We start from the raw sequence: 20,176 nt of genomic DNA on the forward strand, positions 1-20,176 counted from the left end.
GTCAAATAATGACGAAGTTAAAATTTAAAAATCATTACTTTAAAATCTGTTTCATTAGTTGGTTATATTCCTTTTTCATGTACTTTTTTACTTTTTCAGAACCTATCAATTTAATATCTCCCAACTCAGAAATAATCAACTTAAACAAATCAATATTGGGTATCAAAATGTACTCTACTATAGTATAATTATCAATTCTTTTATCTGTTATTTTTTGTGTATGATGTAGTGGTTTTGTTTTACAATAATCTAAATATTTATCAGAAATGGCTAATTCGATTTTATGAAGTGTTAAATCTTTAAAAATTGGTTTGTTAATACCAATCATGAATTTGTAGTTATCAATTTGTTTTTGAATGTTTTCGGTGATTAACAATTCGTTATAAAACTCTAATTTATTGATATTATATATTCTATCAATACCAAAAACCCTAATTTCATTTCCATCAATAGGTAGGGCCATTAAATACCAACGCCCATTATGCTCTTTAATCCAAAGAGGTATTACGGTTCTTATTTTATCCGATTCAATAGTTTCATTAAACTTATGGTACTTAAAGGAGAGTATTCTCTTTTCTTTGAAGGCTTCAAATAAAATAGGCAATTGTTCTATACCAGTCATGACTGGTGAAGTATTTAAGATATACTTCACTGCTTCGGAATTTTCACTTGTTAAATTTAGAAGTTTGACTACTTCATCAAATCGTTCTAATAATTCAATATCGGAACTCTTAGAAATATCTATAAAATATCCTTTATTCTTTTTATAAATTAATTCAAAACCTAAATTTTCCTTTAACTGTTTTAAGTCTCTTTCTAAAGTTCTCGCGGAAACATACTCCCCTTTTTCCTCTAAAAAATCTAAAATTTCTTTTTTAGTTTTATAGGTTCTAGATAAGAAATATTTTATTGTTGTTAAGCGAACAATGTTTGGGTAATTGGACATATGTTTTTGAAGCTATCTAGTTACTAATTGACTATTTAACATAAAATAAATTAGAAGGTTAAGAATTATTTAAAAATATTTTCATTATTCTTTGAGTTTCATAAGAACTTAAAATATCATCATTATTTATAAATTTATCCGTTTTATCATTAAAGTTAAAAACGATACTTAATTCTTCAAGTTTTTTGATAAAAGTGTTTATAAATGACAAACTATTAATTAAATAAAACTTATCTGTTAATGAATCCGACTCTAAAAAAACAGAATTATGTGCCATAAACTCAGGATAAAGTAACATATATTCTTTTTCTAACTCTTTTTGAATTGAGTTTTGAATAATTTCAAAGTAATATATTTTTTTTGGGTTATTATTATTCATTATTTTTCAATTTGTTTTTTAAATTAATTAATCTTGTAATATCATTTTTCAGATTATTTTTATTGTCAATCAATTCCTCGTCACTAATTAATATTTTGTATACAAGCATTTGAATACAAAAACTAAAAATAAAAATCTTTGGATTATGATTAAAATAAACATAATACATAATACTCAAAAAAAATTGTATTCCAAAAGTTGTTATAAAAATAAAGATTTTTGTATGTATCAAATATAAAAATCTTTGTAAATAGATGTAAAATTCATATTCTGGAATCGTGCAATTTTCGGTTTCTTGAATCCATTTATTATGGATATTTTTTTCATTGTCTGTCATAATCCTTAATTTTATTTATTATTAAAAAATATTCATTTAAAAAAAAGTCAAAGCTTGTTGGTATTAAATTTTAAAGAGTTTATATTAAAAAATTTCTTTGATACTATAATTTTTAACCGATCTACTTTCTTTTTTAACTAGAATCTTAAAGTCAATATTTATATTTAATTTTCTGGCTTGCTTAATAATGCTCATTTATAAGTACTTTTTTCAATGGTAATTTCATACCTAAAGTGTTTATAACCCCCTCTTTTTCAATAATTAACACTTCTTCTTTTAAATTTGGATCATATTCAAATAATTGTAAATATCTATTTGAAATAGGTGAAAATGTACATACATATGATTTAGGATTATTTTTACAATGTGAATAGACTCTAATTTCCTTTCTTAAAAAGGGATCAACAAACCATTCAGTAGCTAATTTTTTTGTATCGATTCTCCAAAAATCAAAATAAGGTGCTACAGCAGCAATAAGTGAGGATTTTATTGATTCATCACTTTTAAAACCTAGACCAAAAGAAATGTTCATAGATTCAATTGGAATAGGCCACATACTATGTAAATCACAGTTAAAATTATTTGCATAAATTAACTTTTTATCTTCATCAATTAAAAGTCCTCTGTTTAAAATACCTTCTCTATTTCGCTTTGGAGATAGATGCCAAATAAAAGGTTCAACTTTTACTGGTTTAAGTTTCAAATCTCCAAAAAATGAATGTTCATTTTTTTTACTTTTCATAAAAGTGTGATTATAAACTGATATTATAAAACTCAAAAAATTATTAGTATTATATTTTGTATTATAAAATCAAACAAACAATAGCCCATTTCTCGGGAATACCCTCAAAATAATAAATAGACACCCCATACCTATCTTTTATTTTCAGATATTGACCATCTACAAAATAGAGTGCTTGTCCATACTTGTCTTTTTGTCTAATGGTTTGTCCATCAAAATAGTATAAAGCAGTTCCATATTTGTCTTTAACCTGTACTGTATTTCCATCTAAAAAATAGAGAGATTGTCCATATTTATCTTTGACTTTAATGGCTTTATATTAATACTTTTGATTGCTAAAATCACTTTGTAAATCAAACCTTGAAAGTGTATTGTTTTTTAAAACAATGCTAAAAGACTGGCAAGAATTTATTTTATTATGTACTTCTACATTATAAACACCGTCTTTCAATGCTCCAGAATTACCATAAAAATATGAAAAATGAGAAGAATTATTTCCAGGTAAAGAACCAATCGTATAATTCAAGTAATAATAAAATTTAACAAAGTTTGTCCAATATGACTCAGAATACTCATAATACAATTGAGAGGAATCTTTAGTTTGCCTTGTATTACTAATTTTGGATTCATATTTGTTTAATATAGCCTCTTTATTTAAAGAAAAAGACTCCCTGGTTTCCTCCCCTAAATAATATTTTCCACCTTGTATTTCAATACAATATTTATCTTCAGAATTATTAGTATCAGGAGTATCAAAATAAATTTTATCAGGGTCTCTTGTAATTGAATCCGCTTCTGACACAACAAATCCCCCATTTTCATATGCAATAGAGTAATAAACTTTGGGGATAAATGGTTGTAAATACCAATGCTTTAATTCCATTATATCAGTCATCTTTTTATAACTAACTAATTGATCTTTTTTTGTGTTAAGTAATAATACATCCAATAATTCGTTATCAACATAAATGAAAACAAATGAGTTCTCTTCTAGAAAAGATATTTTTTTATCTGGCCTTTTCGCTCCTTTTTCAATTGTAATATTATGTGAATATTGGATTGCATTATTTTTTAATTTTTCTAACGCTAAATTTCCTTCATAAGTATAAAATACACCATTCATTTCATCAAAAAGAAAAACATGATCATATATGAACCATTTTGAATAATAGGGTTTAAAATATTTTTCTGCATATACATCAAATTGTTCCTCTGTATATGGCAATGGAATTCTTCCTAATTCTTCTTTCACAGTACTTCTAAAGACCAATTCAATTTTACTGGAACTCTTAGGATTAAAATGAAAGCGAAATTTATCTTTTAAAAAATCTATTGAAACCTCTTCAGAGGAATAAATTTGAATTGGTTTTGTTTGACTAATACCAAATAATCCATTTATAAAAATACAAACAATCAAAAAGCTTTTAATAATTTTCATAATACATAATAATTAAAGTTAATAAAAATTTAAGTTAGTTATGTTTCATAGTGCTTCGATTGAATTTAATAAGTAAAAAATGATTTATTGACTTAACAAAATTGGATGAACAACTGCTTGGATTGGTTCTCCAAATAATTTAAAATTAGGAATACCTAAAGGTGCAACTGTTAAATAGGCTTTTGATTCTTGATTGTCCAGATAAAAGCTTCTTAATTCCATTAACAATTGTCCTAATACATTGGCTCCTACTACAATATTAGGATTATTTTTATCTTCTTTTGTGCCCCAGAATAAATCTTTATGACTCACCTCAACAATGGGTTTGTTACCTGTCTTCTTTAATAGATGACCAAAACCATTAGGATTACAAGCCAACTTAACCCTCAAGCACCAATACATAATGGCTATTTTTTCTTCTTCAAAATCGGCTCTCGTACATTTTAGTCTATGAGGCTTTGACTTCATTTTAGCCGCCATGGGACTCGTTTGTTTTATTATATCTTCTTGTATTTCTGAGAAATCAGGAAAACGACAAGCTTGATATAAGGCTTCTGAAGTTAAAATTTTTCTTTTATTCACCAATAACGGATAGATAATCCCTTTCATATTAGACAAACCTCCCCATTCGGTATCTACTTTTAGAAACCAACAACAATCTTTTTTGGAATAGGTTTGATGATTTAAATTGATATGAGTCAAATATTTTTAATTTATTAAAATGAATATTTTTTTTGTGAAAACTCTAATTTTCTAATGCAATGATATCTTTATCGTTTTGTAATTTTTCGCTAACATATTCAATTAATTTGTAGTCTTTTCGTAAAGCCATCATTATAATTTCTTTGTCATTTTTGAGTTGTTCTGGCAAAAATTCAATTACTTGTTCACCTTCATAACAGTCTTCAATTATTTTAATGTAGACTTCCCTATTATTTCTAATTCTTCCACTCATGTATTCGAAAACATAACTATCAATTTGACCCCAAATAGATTCCTCTCCTCTTAAATAATCAAACCAATACCCATTTCCTTGAATTGCCGCTAGGGCTACATCAAGATCATCTCGTAAACGTTCACTAACATCTGAATAATTTAAGGTATTTTCATATACTGCTGCTAATGCTAGCTCTTTATCATCTTTAAGCGTTTCGTGCATATAATGAAACTCATCAGGCTCATATTTTAATGCCGATAACATTAATTTTTTATTCTCTAGAATATTTTGTCCTGCATGTCTTGTTATTCCTTTTGAGTTGGTGAAATGAATTTTAAAATCAAACTTTCTGTCACTTTGGTATTCATAATAACAATCTTCATAATCATCTTCGCTGCACGATTGGGTTTCTTTATACAACCGTTCATTAACATAGTCCCATCCACTTCGATGCAATGCCATTAGATAAATTTCTTCATCATTTCTTAAACTCTCAGGCAAAAATTCAAACAAATATCCTCCACAGCTGTCTAGTAATTCTTTAACAAATTCCCTATCATTTCTGATTGATTCATCTGCATATTGAAATACACTCAACACATCAAATAGTTCTGAATGCTCTCCCCATTCTTGAAAATACTCATACCATTTTTTGACTACCGCTGTTCTAATAGTATCCTTGTCCGATAATAATTCTTTGGGTGCATGTTCTAATTGATAAGGGTCTTTTTTGAGAATTTCAAAGTATTGCTCTTTGAGAAGTTCAAATTTTGATTTCTTAATTTCTTTTTTGTTAATATGTCTCATGTTTAGGGAACCAAAAGACAAAGCATTTTGAATAATATCATGATCCGATTTCATCTCATCATTCAAAAACTGGAAGGTCAATGGGTCTCTTTCTAAAGCTATCAATATGGACTCCTTATCCTTTAAAATTTCTGAACCAGCATACTCTGTAATACTAATGGTAGATAAAAAATCTCGGATTGTCTCCTCCAGATTCTTTAATCGATCTATATCTACATTATCTTCTCCAATAGCTTCTTTTAGTAATCGTCTGAATACATATTCAAAACCTGTTCGTTTTACAGCAAATTGATACACTTCTTTATTGTTTCTCAAAACATCAGGTAAGTATTGAAATAGATACCCCGAACAACTATCCATCAATTCTTTTACAAATTCAACATCACTCTTTAAAGAATCATCAATTAATTCAAACAGCTCTAAACTGTCAAACATAGAGAAAAAGACATCATCAGAAATGTAATATGGCATAGTTCGGACTAATGCTGCCTTGATGATATTTTTATCTTTCAAATATTCCTTATGAAGTGTTTTTAATAATTCGGGACTTTCGTTTAATTGTTCTATGTAATTTCTTTTTTCTGACATTTAGATTGTTTTAAAGTGGTTGTTAAATACCTACTATTTTTCCAAAATGATATCCATAACACTTTCCTGCAAGTTTCGCAATGGCATCATAATTATCACTTACGCCATTAAAGACTTTTAGATTATTAATGATTTCTAAATAATATAATTCGACTAAACTATTCATATAACCCTCTTCAACACATGGATTTATTATGTTAAATTGTTTAGGTATTTTATTTTCCTCATCTAGAAGTTTATACGCTTCATATAACTTGTGATTGTCAATTATTATTTTTAATCTCATATTTGCTATATCTTCTTCAAAAATCATCATAGCTTCATTATTTGAATGTTTTCTGACCATTTTTATATTCAAATAATAATGATCATGGTATTTTTCAGATTGATAAGAAAAATCGACATTATCAATAGTTCCTAATGTTTTTAAAGTTTTAACTAATTTTTCTAATTGATTATTCATAATTTATAATATTAAAGGATTAATAAATGGTTTCCCGGTCAAGTTAATTAAATCGTTTTGAATGCATGATAAATCGAGAGATAAAGGAATAATACTCCCTCTTCTTGAATCAGCTGTTGTAAATATATTAATATTTGTAAGTAATTGTTTAGATGTTTTCTCAACACTAAGACGATTACTACTTACATTAAATGAAAAATTATCTCTTTTAATAATATTACCATCAGTAGCATAGATAAAATAAAAATTATTAACAAAAATTTCTTTAGTTAGAATGATATCTGTTTTCATTTTTAAAGCTTCGTAAAGTCTAATATTATTTAAAAAAATAGAATCTAAATCTCCATTTTGTCCAATACTTTTAAGAACACCTGTCCCTGAAATGTATTTACTTTTATATAGACTTAAATTTAATTTATTATCAAAAAAAACTGAATCATTATACCATATTAAATTTTTCAAAGTTGAGTTATGTGCTGTTTTGGACTGTTTATAATTTGACATATCGGTATAAACTTCCATTAAGTCATTTAGAGACCGAATAGAAGCCCAATTGAAAATTTCTTTAGAAGAGTTTCCGTTTGTACTTAATAAAGAATAATGTTCAAAAAACAATCTTCTTTTTAAGTTGTCTGTTTCCCCAACTGCCATAGGAACAAACTTCCTCTCCAGTTTTCTATTAATAATAAATTCTAGTCTTAAACCGTAAATATAAACACCTGGTAAATTAAGATTTGAATAATGATTAACATCAGACGGATTAAAATTAATAAAACCATTACTAGGATGCTGAAATTGAATTGTCATTTAATTATTTTTAAATTAGTAATTACCTTTACTATAATTATGCAGCATTCCACAGCGGCATGGAAATAGTTTTATGTACTGTTGTATTTTGTTTTTAAATTCAAATACATTCTCTTTATTAATTTCAAAATCCCAAGATATAAAATCTTTATCATTTATAAAGTAAACCACTTTAACAAACGTAATAAAACTTCTTTTAATTCTCATGAAAACTAAATTAGTATCAAGAAAGTAAAGTCTCTTTTTACTTGTGTTGTTTTCAAATCCATTGATCCAATCCATGATTCGATCTAAATCTTCAGTTAAAAAACACTCAATTGACTTTGAAATGGTGCCTATATCTTTTCTAATTTCTATTTTAACATCTAACCAATCACTATTAAATTGTTTGATTTTTATTTCATTGAGATTGAAGTGGTATTTTATAACCTTCAACTCAAAAGTTTCTCCTAGGTGATTTTTTAGCATCATAAGTTCTTATTAAGAATAAATTCTATTAACTGTAATAAGAATCCAAATAGTACCAAGAACAATACTATTGTAAACCCACAAGATGGGAACTTAGCTACTTTTAAAACAAATGGAGAATAGGCATCTCTATGCTCCTCACTAGCATTCATTTGCTTCAAAAAATTTAAGCTTACAAAATTTATCAAATAAATTACCGTAACCCATAATCCTATACTTGCTAGTGTCATTTATAAATGTTAATTAAATAAAAAGAAATTTATTGATGGGTAATAAAATAATCATTAGACAATGCTTCTCTTTGGGAATGTCTATAAGCTACTAAAATTCCTTCTTTTGCAATGCTATAATCTACACAACACGCATTGGAACTCATTAATTTTACTTTTTTCGCATCCATCCAATAATGCCCAAAAAATACTGGTTTCTGAGTATTATCATAATAAAAAACATAATCGTGACCAAAATCGGAAATGTCTTTATCAATCATGTGCACTGGAAGTGAGGCAAAATCTTCACCGAAAAGAGTTCTTTTTCGGGGTTGCCACCATTTTATTCTGGCTTCAGTTCTTGGTTCTGAACCATGATCATTATAGTGCAAGGTTTCAGGTAATTTTAATTCTTTTCCTTTCAATAAGACTTCAATTGATTTATATAACTTAGAATCATCGTGAGCAGTTCTCAAACCATTTTCATCTAATTTTTCAATTTTTGATTCTTTTAAAATTTTAATAGCCTCTTCCTCCCATTGCGCATGTACCGCTCTGAAATGTCCCGATTCAATAGCAATTGGTAATTTTGACATCCAATCCAAATACACTTCTTTATCTTTTCCTGCAAAAGCTTCATCCGTTGCTGCGACTTGATTTCTTTTTGATTGAGATCTAAATGTGTTTCCATCAACATTCTTGTAATGCAATTCTAAATAATTCAATTCATGATTTCCCATTAAAGCAATTGCATTTCCTGTTTCTTGCATTCTTTTTACTAACGCTATGGTTTCAAAAATCTTTGGACCACGGTCAATATAATCTCCAATAAAAACAGGAAAACGATCTGGATGCTTATAAATACCATTTTCATTAGCATATCCCATTTTTTCAAACAATTGAATTAACTCATCATAGTAACCGTGAATATCTCCAATAAAATCGGGTTCTTTTTTCTGATTATAATCTATAATTAATTTACTCATACTTTCTTTTCTCTTTAAGTTCTTCTCTCATTTTTCTTAAAATTTTAATAGTCTGTTTTTCTGTCTCAGCTTCTTTATCTGAGTTTAAATAGTTAGTAATAAAAATTGATATCACCAACGCTATTACAGAATTATTTATCAATCGTATTTCATTACCTATTTTATGATAGAAATATAAATTAATCAACATTGAAAAAGAAAACACCAATATTCTGTAAAAATTCCTCGAAAAAAGAATATAAAATAATTTTGAAATTCTAATATTGGTTAACAACTCTTCATCAGAGGCATCTTTAAACTTAGATTTTATAACCTCTTTTTCTTCAAAAGCATTCATGATTCAGAGTTTTATTTAAACTTTTTTATCAAAAATAAACAATTAAAATCCACTTGTCAAATTTGAGAGTTTGCAAATAATAGCAAATAGAATTTCACTATAGTTTTTCGTATTTTAGCATTTTTAAGTATATGGCGAGAATATCAATTAAACCAAAACCAGAACATCTACAATTTTTAAAAAAGGAACTAATAAAAAAACATGGATATAGTATTATAAATACTATCGACTGTGATTGGTTAAGTAACAAAATGAATAACAAAGTAAGTTCTGATACTTTAAGACGATTATTCAATGTTGTTAAAAACGACACCACACTTTCTATCAATTCGCTAAATTATTGTGCTGAATTTTGCGGACATTCCGATTGGGGTAAATTTATTGAATACTACAATCAAGTTGCAATTGATGAATTTAAATACTTGCTTTTAAAAAGTTTAGAAAGTGATTTAGAGACTAGTTTGATTATAAAAAAAATTGAAAGCCTTAAGGTTAATAAAGAAGTTTATGATCTTTTCATCCAAATTATTTTGATTAAGGCATTACAAAAAGACGAAACTTTCTTTCAAAACTTTTTTGAATTCGAAACGCTATTTGTAGATATAGAAAACAATAGATATTCTGTTTATTTTATTTTACAACTTTTAACAACACTATGTATAAAAAACGAATGGATTCAAAAAATTGCTTGTAAATACTATTATAATTTAGATAAAACTTATGCATTTGAAAACGATTTTTTTGTAGAATGGGTAGTAACTCCGCAATTTGAATTTTATAGGACATTATTGAATCAATACTATAAACTAAAAAAAGACAATCTCAGTACTCATGCCTTCTATCATTTAATTTTAGCTAGCTATTACGCTAATATTAATGATTGGAAATCCTTTGACAGTCATTATAAAGACATTCAAAAAATAAATTTCTCTGAAATTGATGCGAATATCCTTTTAATGCGTAAAAAAGGTGTTTCTTTACTTTATGCTAAAAAATATCAACCAGTGTTAATAGAACAACTAATTAATGATATAAAATCTATTAAGTTCGATTTAGAATATACTGATATTAGTGATAGGATAACTTCATTGCTAATTATATGCTTGTACCTACATCAATGCAAAGAATATGAAATTATTACTCATTTAGCCCAAAAATATATTCCTACTTATAACTTGCTATTTACCCAGTGGGGTGAACAGAATTGGAATCATTTTAAAATATTACAAACAGATAGTCTACTTAAAACTAATCAATTAGAAAAAGCTAAAGATCTTTTTAAAAGTATATCAAATACAAATTATGATTTTAATTTTTCTCCTATTACAGATACTATTTATAAAAATTTAGAAAAAGAGCTAAACAAAAGTTAAGTTGATATAAATTTTACTTTAAATAAAAGTATTAACCAATTGTTAAAGTAAGTCTCATTTAAACTTATATTAAAATAAAGTAACGGCAAATAAATTAAGTCTTTATTTAACATCAAAAGAACTCCAATTAGGAATATGATCCGAAATTTTATGAGCTTGCTTTAATGTGGAAAATGATTTATAAAATAAAACAACTTCTGATTTTATGAGTTTCATACTTCTGTTATCATAAAACATATTATCATACTCTGATGCCAAACAATCATCATTAATACACTTTTGTCTTAAACTTGTTTTTTGATTAGTCAAAGTATTAGAATAGCCTAAATTTTTCAAAGGAGTAAAAACAGAATGTGATTGTGGACAATTAAAATCCCCTGTAAATAACAAATGTAATTTTGGGTAATGACACGGAATTTGTTTAAAGTATTTTATTTCGCTCTCAGGGTGTTTCTTTTTAGGAACCGCATGAAAAGAAGCTATGGTAAATTGCTTCCCTTTATATTCAAAAGTACTCATAAAAGGTTCACGGTCTATTTCTTTTTGAAAAGTTTGTTCCAACCACCCCTTCCCTATTTTCTTCACTTGTGAAGATTTCCAAAGAAAAGCATAGCGCTCTCTACTGGAAGGATTATCGCTTGTAGTAATTGCACTGACTTCATAATCCCAATGGAAGCCTTTACGATTCAAGATATTTACCAAATCTGCAACCTTTTGGGCACCTCCTGGTCCAGCTACAACTTCTTGTATGGCTACTATATCATACGAATTTAAAGTATTGGCTATGAATTCAAGCGCATTATCAGACTTTGATTTACCAAAGTTCATTAAATTCCAACTGCAAACTGATACTTGTGCGTTGGAAAGTAGCGTTAGAAAAAGAAATACTAAAAGAGCAATGTTTTGTTTTTGGAAAAGCATATTTTTTATTTTGGCTAAGATATGGAAAACAACCTTTAACTAAAAATAGCAGTTATTAACGCCGCAACACCCCATACAGCAACACAAGCGCCTGTTACAGCAATACCTAACTTTGCACTAAACATAGCCAAGCCACTTTTGGTCCAATAATCTCTTGGTGGGATAAAAAAATTGGAAAATTTCCAACCTATTATAAAGCCTATTAAAGCTATTATAGCAACTCCAATTGCTTCAAGGTTTCCTATAAAACTTAATAATATTGTTAATTTCATTGTTAGTTTTATATTTAATAAAATATCTTAATTCTTATTTATTTTTTTACCATTCAGCAATTCATTTAATTTAATACCATACTGTTCAATAGGCATTCCTTGCATAGCATATTGAGGTGCAATAATAGCTTTTATTATTTTGTCATTATATTTTAATTCAACTTCTATAAAATGATAATCTCCTTTTGTAAAAGTACCATCTGTTTTTTGAAGTTTAAATTCATGTACTCTCTTTTTTGAAATATATTCATTAAGAATATTGTCAAAAACTCTACCACAAAAAATGACATATTTTCTTTCTTTTGCTGCTATAAGAGATAAAATAGTATCTAAAAATGGTTCAATATTTTTAACACCAACTTCATTGAAATTAAAATTCTCAGATCCAAATGGAATTAGTTCTATTTGAAGTTTATTGTCTATGACAATCTCTAGATCTTTGTATGTATCCGTTCCAGTAAATGGTAAAATATTTAGTGGTTTTAAAAAGCGTATTTGTTTTTTATCAAATGGTGATTTATGGTTTCTCTCTGAATTTTTACCATAATTATGTCTCCCAAAGTATCTGAAATAGTCAAAATATTCTTCAAATGAATTGAATTTTGGTTTCTCAACATCAAACTTTTTAGTGGTATTGTTTTTATTTCTTTTTGGATTTAAATGAACCAAAACTAAATCAGCATTCAAATCTCCTGTGAAAAAATGAGGGTTAGATTCACAAAAGTATTCACTACCAATTTTTTTATTTAGCGCTATTGCCTGAGAACATTTTCCTTGTTCTTTCCATTCATTAAAATTTGATTGAATATTATTTTTAAAACTTTTCATAATAGTTACAAATAAAACTCAATTCCTAATTTTTCACCATTTCCTTTTTCAACATCTTGAATATCCATGTAATATCCTTCATACAGATTAAACAATCTAATTTCATCAGGAATTTCAGTGCATAAATTATAATGTTCGTCGTCTGAATCTATTTCTAAAAATTCATAGAGCGAATTAATTTCATCTAATAAGTTAGGAAATTCATTTGAAGTACTTATCCATAAATCATTACCATCTTCATCTTCGGCAATACCTCCTTGGTCTATAACTATTTTATCTCCATAAACTAAAGTATCGGTTGGATATTTGTCACACCAATTTGTTATCACTCTTCCAACGAATTCTTTTTTACCATCTTTATTTTGAAAACCACCTAAAATTATAAAATCAGGTTGGTCTCCAGCACTGCAACATTCTTCAATATTATCATCCTCGTTTACCTTTCCTGCATAAAATCCTATTTTCCCTAATAAAATATCCATCTTATTTTCTGTATTAATATACTTAGTATTATCATATTTAATAGGGTTTTGTCCTATCCATTTATGGTCACAATCTTCAATATGAGCATTTTTAAATGCTACAATTAATCTACCCGATTCTGTTCTTAAAGAATTGTCCATATCAAAAGTTCCTTTAATAACTTTTTTACCATCAAATTGGTAAATTTCAACTTCTTCAATTTGATTTACTCTTGATTCTGAAATTACCCATGAAGGAGAATTTCTATGGCGTAATAAATCTTCAAGGTTATCTTTAGTGCGTATCTGTAATTTCATAATTTAAATTGTTCTTATTAAACTACCGTTTTCTCTTCTAATATCAGTTTTACCGTCATTTCTAGTAACAGCTATGTCATTTCCATTAAACCTAGCATCTCTTGCGTTAGTTGCTATGTTTCTGATTAAACTACCATTCGCTCTATGTAAATCAACTCTGCCATCTACTTTAGTGATAACAATTAAATCTCCTTTTGTATTAAGCTGTCCAGATAATGCATTTGTAGTAATATTATTTACAAATGATCCATTTTCTCTAACTAGTTCAGCTCTTCCGTTTTTTATAATTACTAGATTCATTTAAACCTCTTTTTAATGTTATTTTACTATTTCATGTTTGTAAACCTTAATATCATAGTGACCTACTTTATAATAATTAGCTAACCATACGCGAATGTCATTAACATCATAACGTGAAAGACTCATCATGTGGGTTTCTAATAAATCACCAAAATTTCCTGGTCGTTTAAAAAACACTTTTACCTTGTATGTTTGATTATTGCTCATAAAATTATTTTTTTTGATAAAGTTCAAATCTACATCATTCCCAAACCAAAATAAATTGCAACTTATTGCAACTTCACAATCAAAAAGGAATACCTTTATATTTGTGCTCCCATAAACTGAAACATGAACCAACCGAATCCGTATTTATTTGCACTATGTAATCAATTAGAAACCCAGTTGGGTTTTAAGATAAAAAACATTGCAAATGCTCAAAAATGTTCGGAGGTATTGGCATTAGAAAAGCTATACATTTCACCACATACCATAGCAAGGATGTATGGCGTAGTAAAACCATTTAGAACGCCTTATAAGGATACTCTGAATATTATTGTACGTTATTTGAATTATACTGATTGGGAAGATTACTGTAACAATCAAACCAATATTCCTTTTGACCCAAACTATTTTCTTACAGAGTCTTCTGATGGATTTTCGTTGGCCGTATTACAATTAGCATTAGCCAATGAAGATTTTAAGGCATTGCAACTTGTATTAGAGAAAGCAAAAGAAAATAAAAACGAAGCCATTCTGTTTACCGCAGCCGAACTAATAGGGGCTTATGTTCGTAAAAGTAAAAAGCAACAAGAATTATTGCAGTTATTAGCCAATAGTAGTATTATTGGACATCTTTTTTTCTACGAATGTTATGTAGACGAAGACAATGAAAATAAGTACTTTTCTGAGGCTTTATTGCAGTACTATTTACCCAATATAACTAACGATTACAGAAGATTGTATGTCTATTCTTTTGTCATAAGTCAAACTGCTCATAAAGAAAACCAGCTTTCAAGTTATAGTAGTTCTTTTTTGGATTTGATACCTCAATTAGATAAAAGCAAGTGTCATTTTCACGAACTTTCCAGATGGATAGAGTGTTTAATTCTTATAGATGGTTTTAATAAAGTGCTTCAAAATACATGGAAGCATCATGCAAACGAATTAATTGCATTATCAATTGGTTTGAGCCTTAATGAAAAAGCTTGGTTACTTTCAAGGTCATTAAAGGCATTGGTTCTTTTTGGTTTTAAAGAAGAGTTATTTAACTGTCATGAGTTTAATGAGGTGGTAGATGATCTTATCAAAAATCAAACTAAAAAACTGCATAGCATCGCTTTGTATGTATTACAATTGTATTGGATTAGCAAATCAATGTACCTCAACAGCAAAACCATTTATAAGCCATTTCGTATTCATAACATCCTTTTTCAAAACGAAAGTAATGAAAAAACAGCCATTGAATTTGCAGTTGCATCACTATTTGCTTCTGGGGAAAATAAGAATATTATTAATGATAATTTAAAAAGTTTTTGTGAAAAAAAGAATGTTCATTGGGTATTGAAACTAATAGATTAATCTTTACCAAATCATAATTAGTATTCGATTTTTGAATAAAATTATCCAAAATAAGTTTCTAAATAAACTTCATCAAAGACTTTAAATTGAGCTAAACCAACGTGTTTTTGATATTCTTCCTTAAACAATTGCTTTTCCTTATAATTTGTGGCTAAGTGATACCCAGTAATTGTATAAAAAATAAGATAATAATCATTGTAAGCTGCTCCATATTTAGAAATCGTAGTATCTAAATTTTTAAAGATATGATGGGCTCGTTTTAAATCCTTATTTTTAAAACTAACCATAACGTCAATGAGATTGTATATAAACAAGTCCAAATAGGAATGCATGTGCAATTTATCTATAATTTCTTCAAAATAATTTTCTAGTAAGTAGTTTAATTTTTGTATTTTCTTTAAGAGTAATAGTGCATGAACAAATTCATGAAAATATTGACGAATATGCATCTCTTTTTTAATAAAAAATAAAAAATCGTTCCAAACTATTTCTTCTTTCTCTTTGTTTTGATTTTGTGCTGCACATAGCATTTGGTAACCATAAAATCTTCCAACAAGTACCTCAGGCAACAATTGCAATTCGTTTCTTGTAAGGTTGTTTATTACAGGTAAATCTTTACTCTTATTAAGATACTGTTTCAATCCACTTAAAAGTTTCAAAAACAATTGTTCTTCATAGCTTAAGGATTCTTGTTCTATTTTTTCAAGAATGATACCGTACCTTTTATTCAATCCCATTATATCTATATAAATATAGATTACGTTTTCTCTGAAGTTTTTGTTAGCTACCAATTTCCCTATGTTGTTTACAAAACTTTCTTTGGAAATTCCATATAAAAATATAAAAAGGATATAGGCAATATTCGTTTGAAAATGATTTATTGGAAGCTTATTTTTAAAACAACTAATATTATTTTCATCGAATAATGCAGTACAATAGTCCAATTTTTCATTATAAAAAGCATATTCAAATAGTGAAATAAAAATAGTGTTAGACTCTGATTTTTCTATAACAGCACTTAAAAATTCAAAATCTTCCTTATCAAGTGTTTCTTTTAATTTTAGCTTTTGAACCTTAGCATCAAGTAACCATTTTTCATATTCGTTTTTTTTCTTTACATAATCTTGGTAGGAAGCATACTCTAAAAACTTAGCCAAAACATCCAAAGTCGAATTGTTGGATTTCCGCATTGGTAATAAATTCCAAAAACGTCTTAGAGTACTCAAGCTAATAGGGTCACTAGTGTGCTCTTGTAATATAGCAAGAAGTGCTTTCACATCAGTTGTAGTGTTTATTTTAAAACCTACTTTTTTTTCTATATCGATCCTTAAATGTTCTTGAAAAATATCCATAAAAATAAATGAAACTCAAAATTATAAATATCTTTTAGATTGAAAATACAAATGTATTTAAGTGAACACGATATGAGCATTTTTTAAGGTTTATTTTGAATAATATTGTCGAGCTAAATATTTTAATCAACAACTTAAACTTAAAAAAAAATGAAAAAAATTTATACTTATTTTATCGTATTAGTTACATTATTTTCTTGTTCAAATGCATCTAAGATTGAAAACAAATATTGGATTGAACAAAATGAATATAGTCCTGAAATTCTATTTTTTAAAAATGGTATTATGGATAACTTGACAAAAAACAAAAGTATTACTTATAAAATTGAAGATAATTTTATTAATGCTCAGAGAGGAAATACAACTATCAAAATAGAAATTAAAGAATTAACAAATGATCTTTTGACATTAATTGTAGACAACAAAATTATCTCATATAAAGAAGCTAAACCTTCCGATCTTATACTAGGAAGTTGGAAAAGTAGTGATTATAAATTGGAATTAGATGGAGGTGATAGCACTTTTGAGTTAGAAGCAAACACTAATTTTAATTCTACATTATTTAAGAAAAGATATGCTAAAAATTGGAAAGAAAATGATTCATTAAAAGATATAGCAATCGCTGAAGCTGAAAAATTTAATGAAGATGGAACATTTACATACAACAATAATGAGCTGACATTAAACGGCAAAAAGTATAAAGCTGAATTATCAGAAGATAAAAAAGAATTACAAATAGATTTTAAAGATAAAAAAATCTTGTTTAAAAGAGATTAGTAGTAGTAATAAAAAAACAAAGTATTAAAATCCTATTTTAAAACTAAATAAAAATGAATATTATGAAATTATTTAAAATCTTTTTGATTGGAGTATTTATATTATCACATCAAAATATATTTTCGCAATCTAATTTATCAAAAGAAAATCAGGCTATTGCTGATTATTTTGTAAAAAAAGAAAATTATTTAATTGTAAATCAGGAATTTATTGCGGAAAAAGAAAAACTTATATTTAAAGAATATAGAAAATTCAATGTTTCTGAAATTGAGAAATTAAAAGTTACTTTCCCAAAATATTTAATGGTTGATACCAAAACAAAACCGGGCAAAGAGATTAAACAAGTTATCAAAAGTGAAACAGTTTATACTGATTTACAGTTTGATTTTACAGATGCCCCTTTTTTAGTATTTATAAACTCAGAAACATCAATCGATAATAAATTTTATTACCAAGAATATAGGTTTTCAGATTTAATTGTTGCAAAATATGTGACCGAAAAGTCCAATGAAGTATTTTACATTTGTAAATTAAATATTACTCGTGATTTCAGAGATTCAGACGGGAGGCCCAAAAGAGAAACATTTATTGAGTATGGAATTTTTACCGAATCAGACCTTAATGCTACTAATAAGCAAAAAAACTATGACTTTGTTATAAATGGCAATGAAAGTCTCAATTTAGAAGATATTAAAACGGATGCTAAAAAATATTTAAAGGGTTATTTTTCTAATATATTTCCTGATAACGAAATATATTTATATGATGTTGTTTATGATATTAATATTGTAGGAAGCGAGCAAAAAGCAAAATTCGTTACTACTGCAATATCAAATACTAAAGAAAACAAATTAAACATTGAGGATTTTTATTCCACTGAAAAGCATAAGCCAATTGAATTCAAATATAAATCATCCATAAATATTTATAAATTACTATCAAATCCTATTATTATTGATTCGATAACAGGAATTAAAAATCTACAAAATTCTGCATTTCGCTATTGGGATCAAGAGGATCAAGATATTAGAATTAATAATGAAGTAAAATTAATGAAGCAAGATTTAAGTAATTTTACTAAATTCAATACGACTTATTTTACTAATAAATTTAAAGATTTATCTTATTTAGGAAACATTGAGAAAAAACCTTACATCCTAAAAATTAAAAAAGAAAATGAAATAGGTAGTGTTATTGGATTTGAATTTAATCAATATATTCAGGATAGGGATTACAATATAAATCACGGTGCAAAATTAAGTATAGAAACAAATGAAACGAAAATTATATTTAAATATATGCCACAAAAAATGGGTAATTATGGTTATTCATATGATGATTACAATTTTATACCTAAATCAATAACTAAAGAATTTGATACAAGGCTAGATGCGTTGGATTTTAAATTCGTTTTTGTTGATCCATTATTGTTAATGAATGTTGATTATGATCGTCAAGATTATCACTATCAAAAAGATGTTACTAATATAATAGACTTTAATGCTAAGTATTGTTCACAAACTTTAAAAGAATATTACGACTATCTTCAGACTAATAATAAACAAAAATCAATCGATAATAAAAATAAAGAGATTTTATATTCTAAATATGGTAAAAAATATGTTGATCTTGCTTTAGAGGGTCAGATGGTGGTTGGAATGCCTGAAGATTTATTAGTTATGACAATGAATGTCTGGCAAATAACAAGACGTACAAATTTTCAAAATGGATATGGATGGGATTGTTATTCAAAACTTGACAGATCTAAAAAACTTACATTAAGGGTGACTAATAAAAAAGTTTCATATGTAAGTTACTATTAAACAATACTTGTTTAAAGTAGTAATAATAATTATTTCGATATAAGTACTTTTTTTTACAAAATGAATCAATAATTTAAAAAATTACATACTTTTTTAGAATTTAAATATTAATGTCAAACTGAGTTATTGTTATACATAACTTGGTTTGACATTAATTTTAAAAGAGTTATATCATAAAAACTGTACAATCAAAAAAAAATAAAAATGGAAAGTTATAAGATAGAATTAGAACATATTAGGTTAGAGCTTATACACAGAAGAAAAAATAATGTTAATTCAATCAATCATCTTCGACATTTTGTTGACCAATGGTTCTGTTACAAATATGGATATATTACAAAAGGAAATAGAGCAGCCTGGGGCAAGATAATTTTCAAAGAATATGTTAGCGAAGGGGTTTTAAAATTATTAGAAAAATATACTGAAGAAGACTTGTTAAACATGAAAGGTAAAAACAGGTTAATTGTTGATAAAGAACATATTATGCCTTTAAATAGAATAACAAAAAAATTACTCGAGTTGCCAACAAATCCTTCAATTAAAGAAATTGAAACTATTTTAACAGAAAACGTAAAATATGCAACGATAACTAAAGAAGAAGATAAATTACTTATTAAACAAGATATGCCCTCTGAATATTTCGATTCTAATCATGAATTATTTAATGATTTCTTTGCTAGATATAAAAGTGTTGGCATAAAATTAATTTGGAAAAATAATGCGCGTACTCTTTAAATCGATTATTAA

24 protein-coding genes are annotated in these 20,176 nt (G+C 26.8%); 5 read left to right on the forward strand and 19 right to left on the reverse strand.

Going from position 1 to position 20,176, the window contains the following annotated elements:
• Positions 1 to 34: 34 nt before the first annotated feature.
• The 12 genes from CLV55_RS04465 to CLV55_RS04525 all read right to left on the reverse strand — a co-directional run bounded on the left by CLV55_RS04465 (position 35) and on the right by CLV55_RS04525 (position 9,444).
• Entirely contained in the window at positions 35 to 946 is a 912-nt protein-coding gene (locus CLV55_RS04465; protein ID WP_112112553.1) for a helix-turn-helix transcriptional regulator, read from the reverse strand.
• Between the two features lie 58 nt (positions 947 to 1,004).
• Positions 1,005 to 1,325, reverse strand: a complete 321-nt coding sequence (locus CLV55_RS04470; RefSeq protein WP_112112554.1) for a hypothetical protein — start codon at positions 1,323 to 1,325, stop codon at positions 1,005 to 1,007.
• A gap of 518 nt (positions 1,326 to 1,843) precedes the next feature.
• Complete coding sequence (locus CLV55_RS04480; RefSeq protein ID WP_112112556.1) at positions 1,844 to 2,404, reverse strand: hypothetical protein; 561 nt, start codon at positions 2,402 to 2,404, stop codon at positions 1,844 to 1,846.
• 319 nt (positions 2,405 to 2,723) lie between these two features.
• Complete coding sequence (locus CLV55_RS04485) at positions 2,724 to 3,842, reverse strand: hypothetical protein (protein ID WP_112112557.1); 1,119 nt, start codon at positions 3,840 to 3,842, stop codon at positions 2,724 to 2,726.
• Positions 3,843 to 3,926: 84 nt separating this feature from the next.
• Positions 3,927 to 4,544 carry an NADAR family protein gene (locus CLV55_RS04490; RefSeq protein ID WP_211306482.1) on the reverse strand — a complete coding sequence of 206 codons (618 nt, stop codon included), beginning with the start codon at positions 4,542 to 4,544 and terminating at the stop codon, positions 3,927 to 3,929.
• A gap of 43 nt (positions 4,545 to 4,587) precedes the next feature.
• Positions 4,588 to 6,174, reverse strand: coding sequence for a DUF4116 domain-containing protein (locus tag CLV55_RS04495; protein WP_112112558.1), 1,587 nt, complete (start codon positions 6,172 to 6,174; stop codon positions 4,588 to 4,590).
• Between the two features lie 22 nt (positions 6,175 to 6,196).
• Positions 6,197 to 6,637, reverse strand: coding sequence for a hypothetical protein (locus tag CLV55_RS04500; protein ID WP_112112559.1), 441 nt, complete (start codon positions 6,635 to 6,637; stop codon positions 6,197 to 6,199).
• 3 nt (positions 6,638 to 6,640) lie between these two features.
• Positions 6,641 to 7,444 carry a hypothetical protein gene (locus tag CLV55_RS04505; protein ID WP_146739533.1) on the reverse strand — a complete coding sequence of 268 codons (804 nt, stop codon included), beginning with the start codon at positions 7,442 to 7,444 and terminating at the stop codon, positions 6,641 to 6,643.
• 15 nt (positions 7,445 to 7,459) lie between these two features.
• Positions 7,460 to 7,915, reverse strand: a complete 456-nt coding sequence (locus tag CLV55_RS04510) for a WapI family immunity protein (protein WP_112112561.1) — start codon at positions 7,913 to 7,915, stop codon at positions 7,460 to 7,462.
• Positions 7,912 to 8,142 carry a hypothetical protein gene (locus CLV55_RS04515; protein WP_112112562.1) on the reverse strand — a complete coding sequence of 77 codons (231 nt, stop codon included), beginning with the start codon at positions 8,140 to 8,142 and terminating at the stop codon, positions 7,912 to 7,914. Before CLV55_RS04515 ends, CLV55_RS04510 begins: the two co-directional genes overlap by 4 nt.
• A gap of 29 nt (positions 8,143 to 8,171) precedes the next feature.
• A complete protein-coding gene (locus CLV55_RS04520) occupies positions 8,172 to 9,107 on the reverse strand; it encodes a metallophosphoesterase (RefSeq protein WP_112112563.1) in 936 nt (311 codons plus the stop codon).
• Positions 9,100 to 9,444, reverse strand: a complete 345-nt coding sequence (locus CLV55_RS04525; protein ID WP_112112564.1) for a hypothetical protein — start codon at positions 9,442 to 9,444, stop codon at positions 9,100 to 9,102. Before CLV55_RS04525 ends, CLV55_RS04520 begins: the two co-directional genes overlap by 8 nt.
• 251 nt (positions 9,445 to 9,695) lie before the next feature.
• On the opposite strand from CLV55_RS04525, the gene CLV55_RS04530 reads away from it, so the two are divergent.
• Entirely contained in the window at positions 9,696 to 10,817 is a 1,122-nt protein-coding gene (locus CLV55_RS04530; RefSeq protein ID WP_158527016.1) for a hypothetical protein, read from the forward strand.
• Between the two features lie 102 nt (positions 10,818 to 10,919).
• On the opposite strand, the gene CLV55_RS04535 is transcribed toward CLV55_RS04530, so the two are convergent.
• The 6 genes from CLV55_RS04535 to CLV55_RS04560 are packed head-to-tail and all read right to left on the reverse strand — an operon-like array spanning position 10,920 to position 14,124.
• Complete coding sequence (locus CLV55_RS04535; RefSeq protein WP_112112566.1) at positions 10,920 to 11,738, reverse strand: endonuclease/exonuclease/phosphatase family protein; 819 nt, start codon at positions 11,736 to 11,738, stop codon at positions 10,920 to 10,922.
• 35 nt (positions 11,739 to 11,773) lie between these two features.
• The gene (locus CLV55_RS04540; protein WP_112112567.1) at positions 11,774 to 12,010 is read right to left on the reverse strand and encodes a hypothetical protein; all 237 of its coding nucleotides are present in this window, start codon (positions 12,008 to 12,010) and stop codon (positions 11,774 to 11,776) included.
• A 27-nt stretch (positions 12,011 to 12,037) separates the two neighbouring features.
• Positions 12,038 to 12,838 carry a hypothetical protein gene (locus tag CLV55_RS04545; protein ID WP_112112568.1) on the reverse strand — a complete coding sequence of 267 codons (801 nt, stop codon included), beginning with the start codon at positions 12,836 to 12,838 and terminating at the stop codon, positions 12,038 to 12,040.
• Between the two features lie 5 nt (positions 12,839 to 12,843).
• Positions 12,844 to 13,617 (reverse strand): hypothetical protein, encoded by a 774-nt coding sequence (locus CLV55_RS04550; RefSeq protein ID WP_112112569.1) that lies wholly within the window; start codon positions 13,615 to 13,617, stop codon positions 12,844 to 12,846.
• Between the two features lie 3 nt (positions 13,618 to 13,620).
• Positions 13,621 to 13,917 (reverse strand): hypothetical protein, encoded by a 297-nt coding sequence (locus tag CLV55_RS04555; RefSeq protein WP_112112570.1) that lies wholly within the window; start codon positions 13,915 to 13,917, stop codon positions 13,621 to 13,623.
• Between the two features lie 18 nt (positions 13,918 to 13,935).
• Positions 13,936 to 14,124, reverse strand: a complete 189-nt coding sequence (locus CLV55_RS04560) for a hypothetical protein (protein WP_112112571.1) — start codon at positions 14,122 to 14,124, stop codon at positions 13,936 to 13,938.
• Positions 14,125 to 14,247: 123 nt separating this feature from the next.
• Between CLV55_RS04560 and CLV55_RS04565 the strand changes: the two genes are divergently transcribed.
• The gene (locus tag CLV55_RS04565; protein ID WP_112112572.1) at positions 14,248 to 15,477 is read left to right on the forward strand and encodes a hypothetical protein; all 1,230 of its coding nucleotides are present in this window, start codon (positions 14,248 to 14,250) and stop codon (positions 15,475 to 15,477) included.
• A gap of 41 nt (positions 15,478 to 15,518) precedes the next feature.
• On the opposite strand, the gene CLV55_RS04570 is transcribed toward CLV55_RS04565, so the two are convergent.
• Positions 15,519 to 16,829 (reverse strand): hypothetical protein, encoded by a 1,311-nt coding sequence (locus CLV55_RS04570; RefSeq protein ID WP_112112573.1) that lies wholly within the window; start codon positions 16,827 to 16,829, stop codon positions 15,519 to 15,521.
• Between the two features lie 150 nt (positions 16,830 to 16,979).
• Here CLV55_RS04570 and CLV55_RS04575 point away from each other — a divergent pair, with 150 nt between their 5' ends.
• The 3 genes from CLV55_RS04575 to CLV55_RS04585 all read left to right on the forward strand — a co-directional run bounded on the left by CLV55_RS04575 (position 16,980) and on the right by CLV55_RS04585 (position 20,164).
• Positions 16,980 to 17,606 carry a hypothetical protein gene (locus CLV55_RS04575; RefSeq protein WP_112112574.1) on the forward strand — a complete coding sequence of 209 codons (627 nt, stop codon included), beginning with the start codon at positions 16,980 to 16,982 and terminating at the stop codon, positions 17,604 to 17,606.
• Between the two features lie 62 nt (positions 17,607 to 17,668).
• Positions 17,669 to 19,429: a hypothetical protein gene (locus CLV55_RS04580; RefSeq protein ID WP_112112575.1), complete on the forward strand. Its 1,761-nt coding sequence runs from the start codon at positions 17,669 to 17,671 to the stop codon at positions 19,427 to 19,429.
• A 204-nt stretch (positions 19,430 to 19,633) separates the two neighbouring features.
• Positions 19,634 to 20,164 (forward strand): hypothetical protein, encoded by a 531-nt coding sequence (locus CLV55_RS04585; RefSeq protein ID WP_112112576.1) that lies wholly within the window; start codon positions 19,634 to 19,636, stop codon positions 20,162 to 20,164.
• Positions 20,165 to 20,176 lie beyond the last annotated feature (12 nt).

The sequence above is a fragment of the Flavobacterium aciduliphilum genome (assembly GCF_003268855.1).
Lineage (GTDB): Bacteria > Bacteroidota > Bacteroidia > Flavobacteriales > Flavobacteriaceae > Flavobacterium > Flavobacterium aciduliphilum.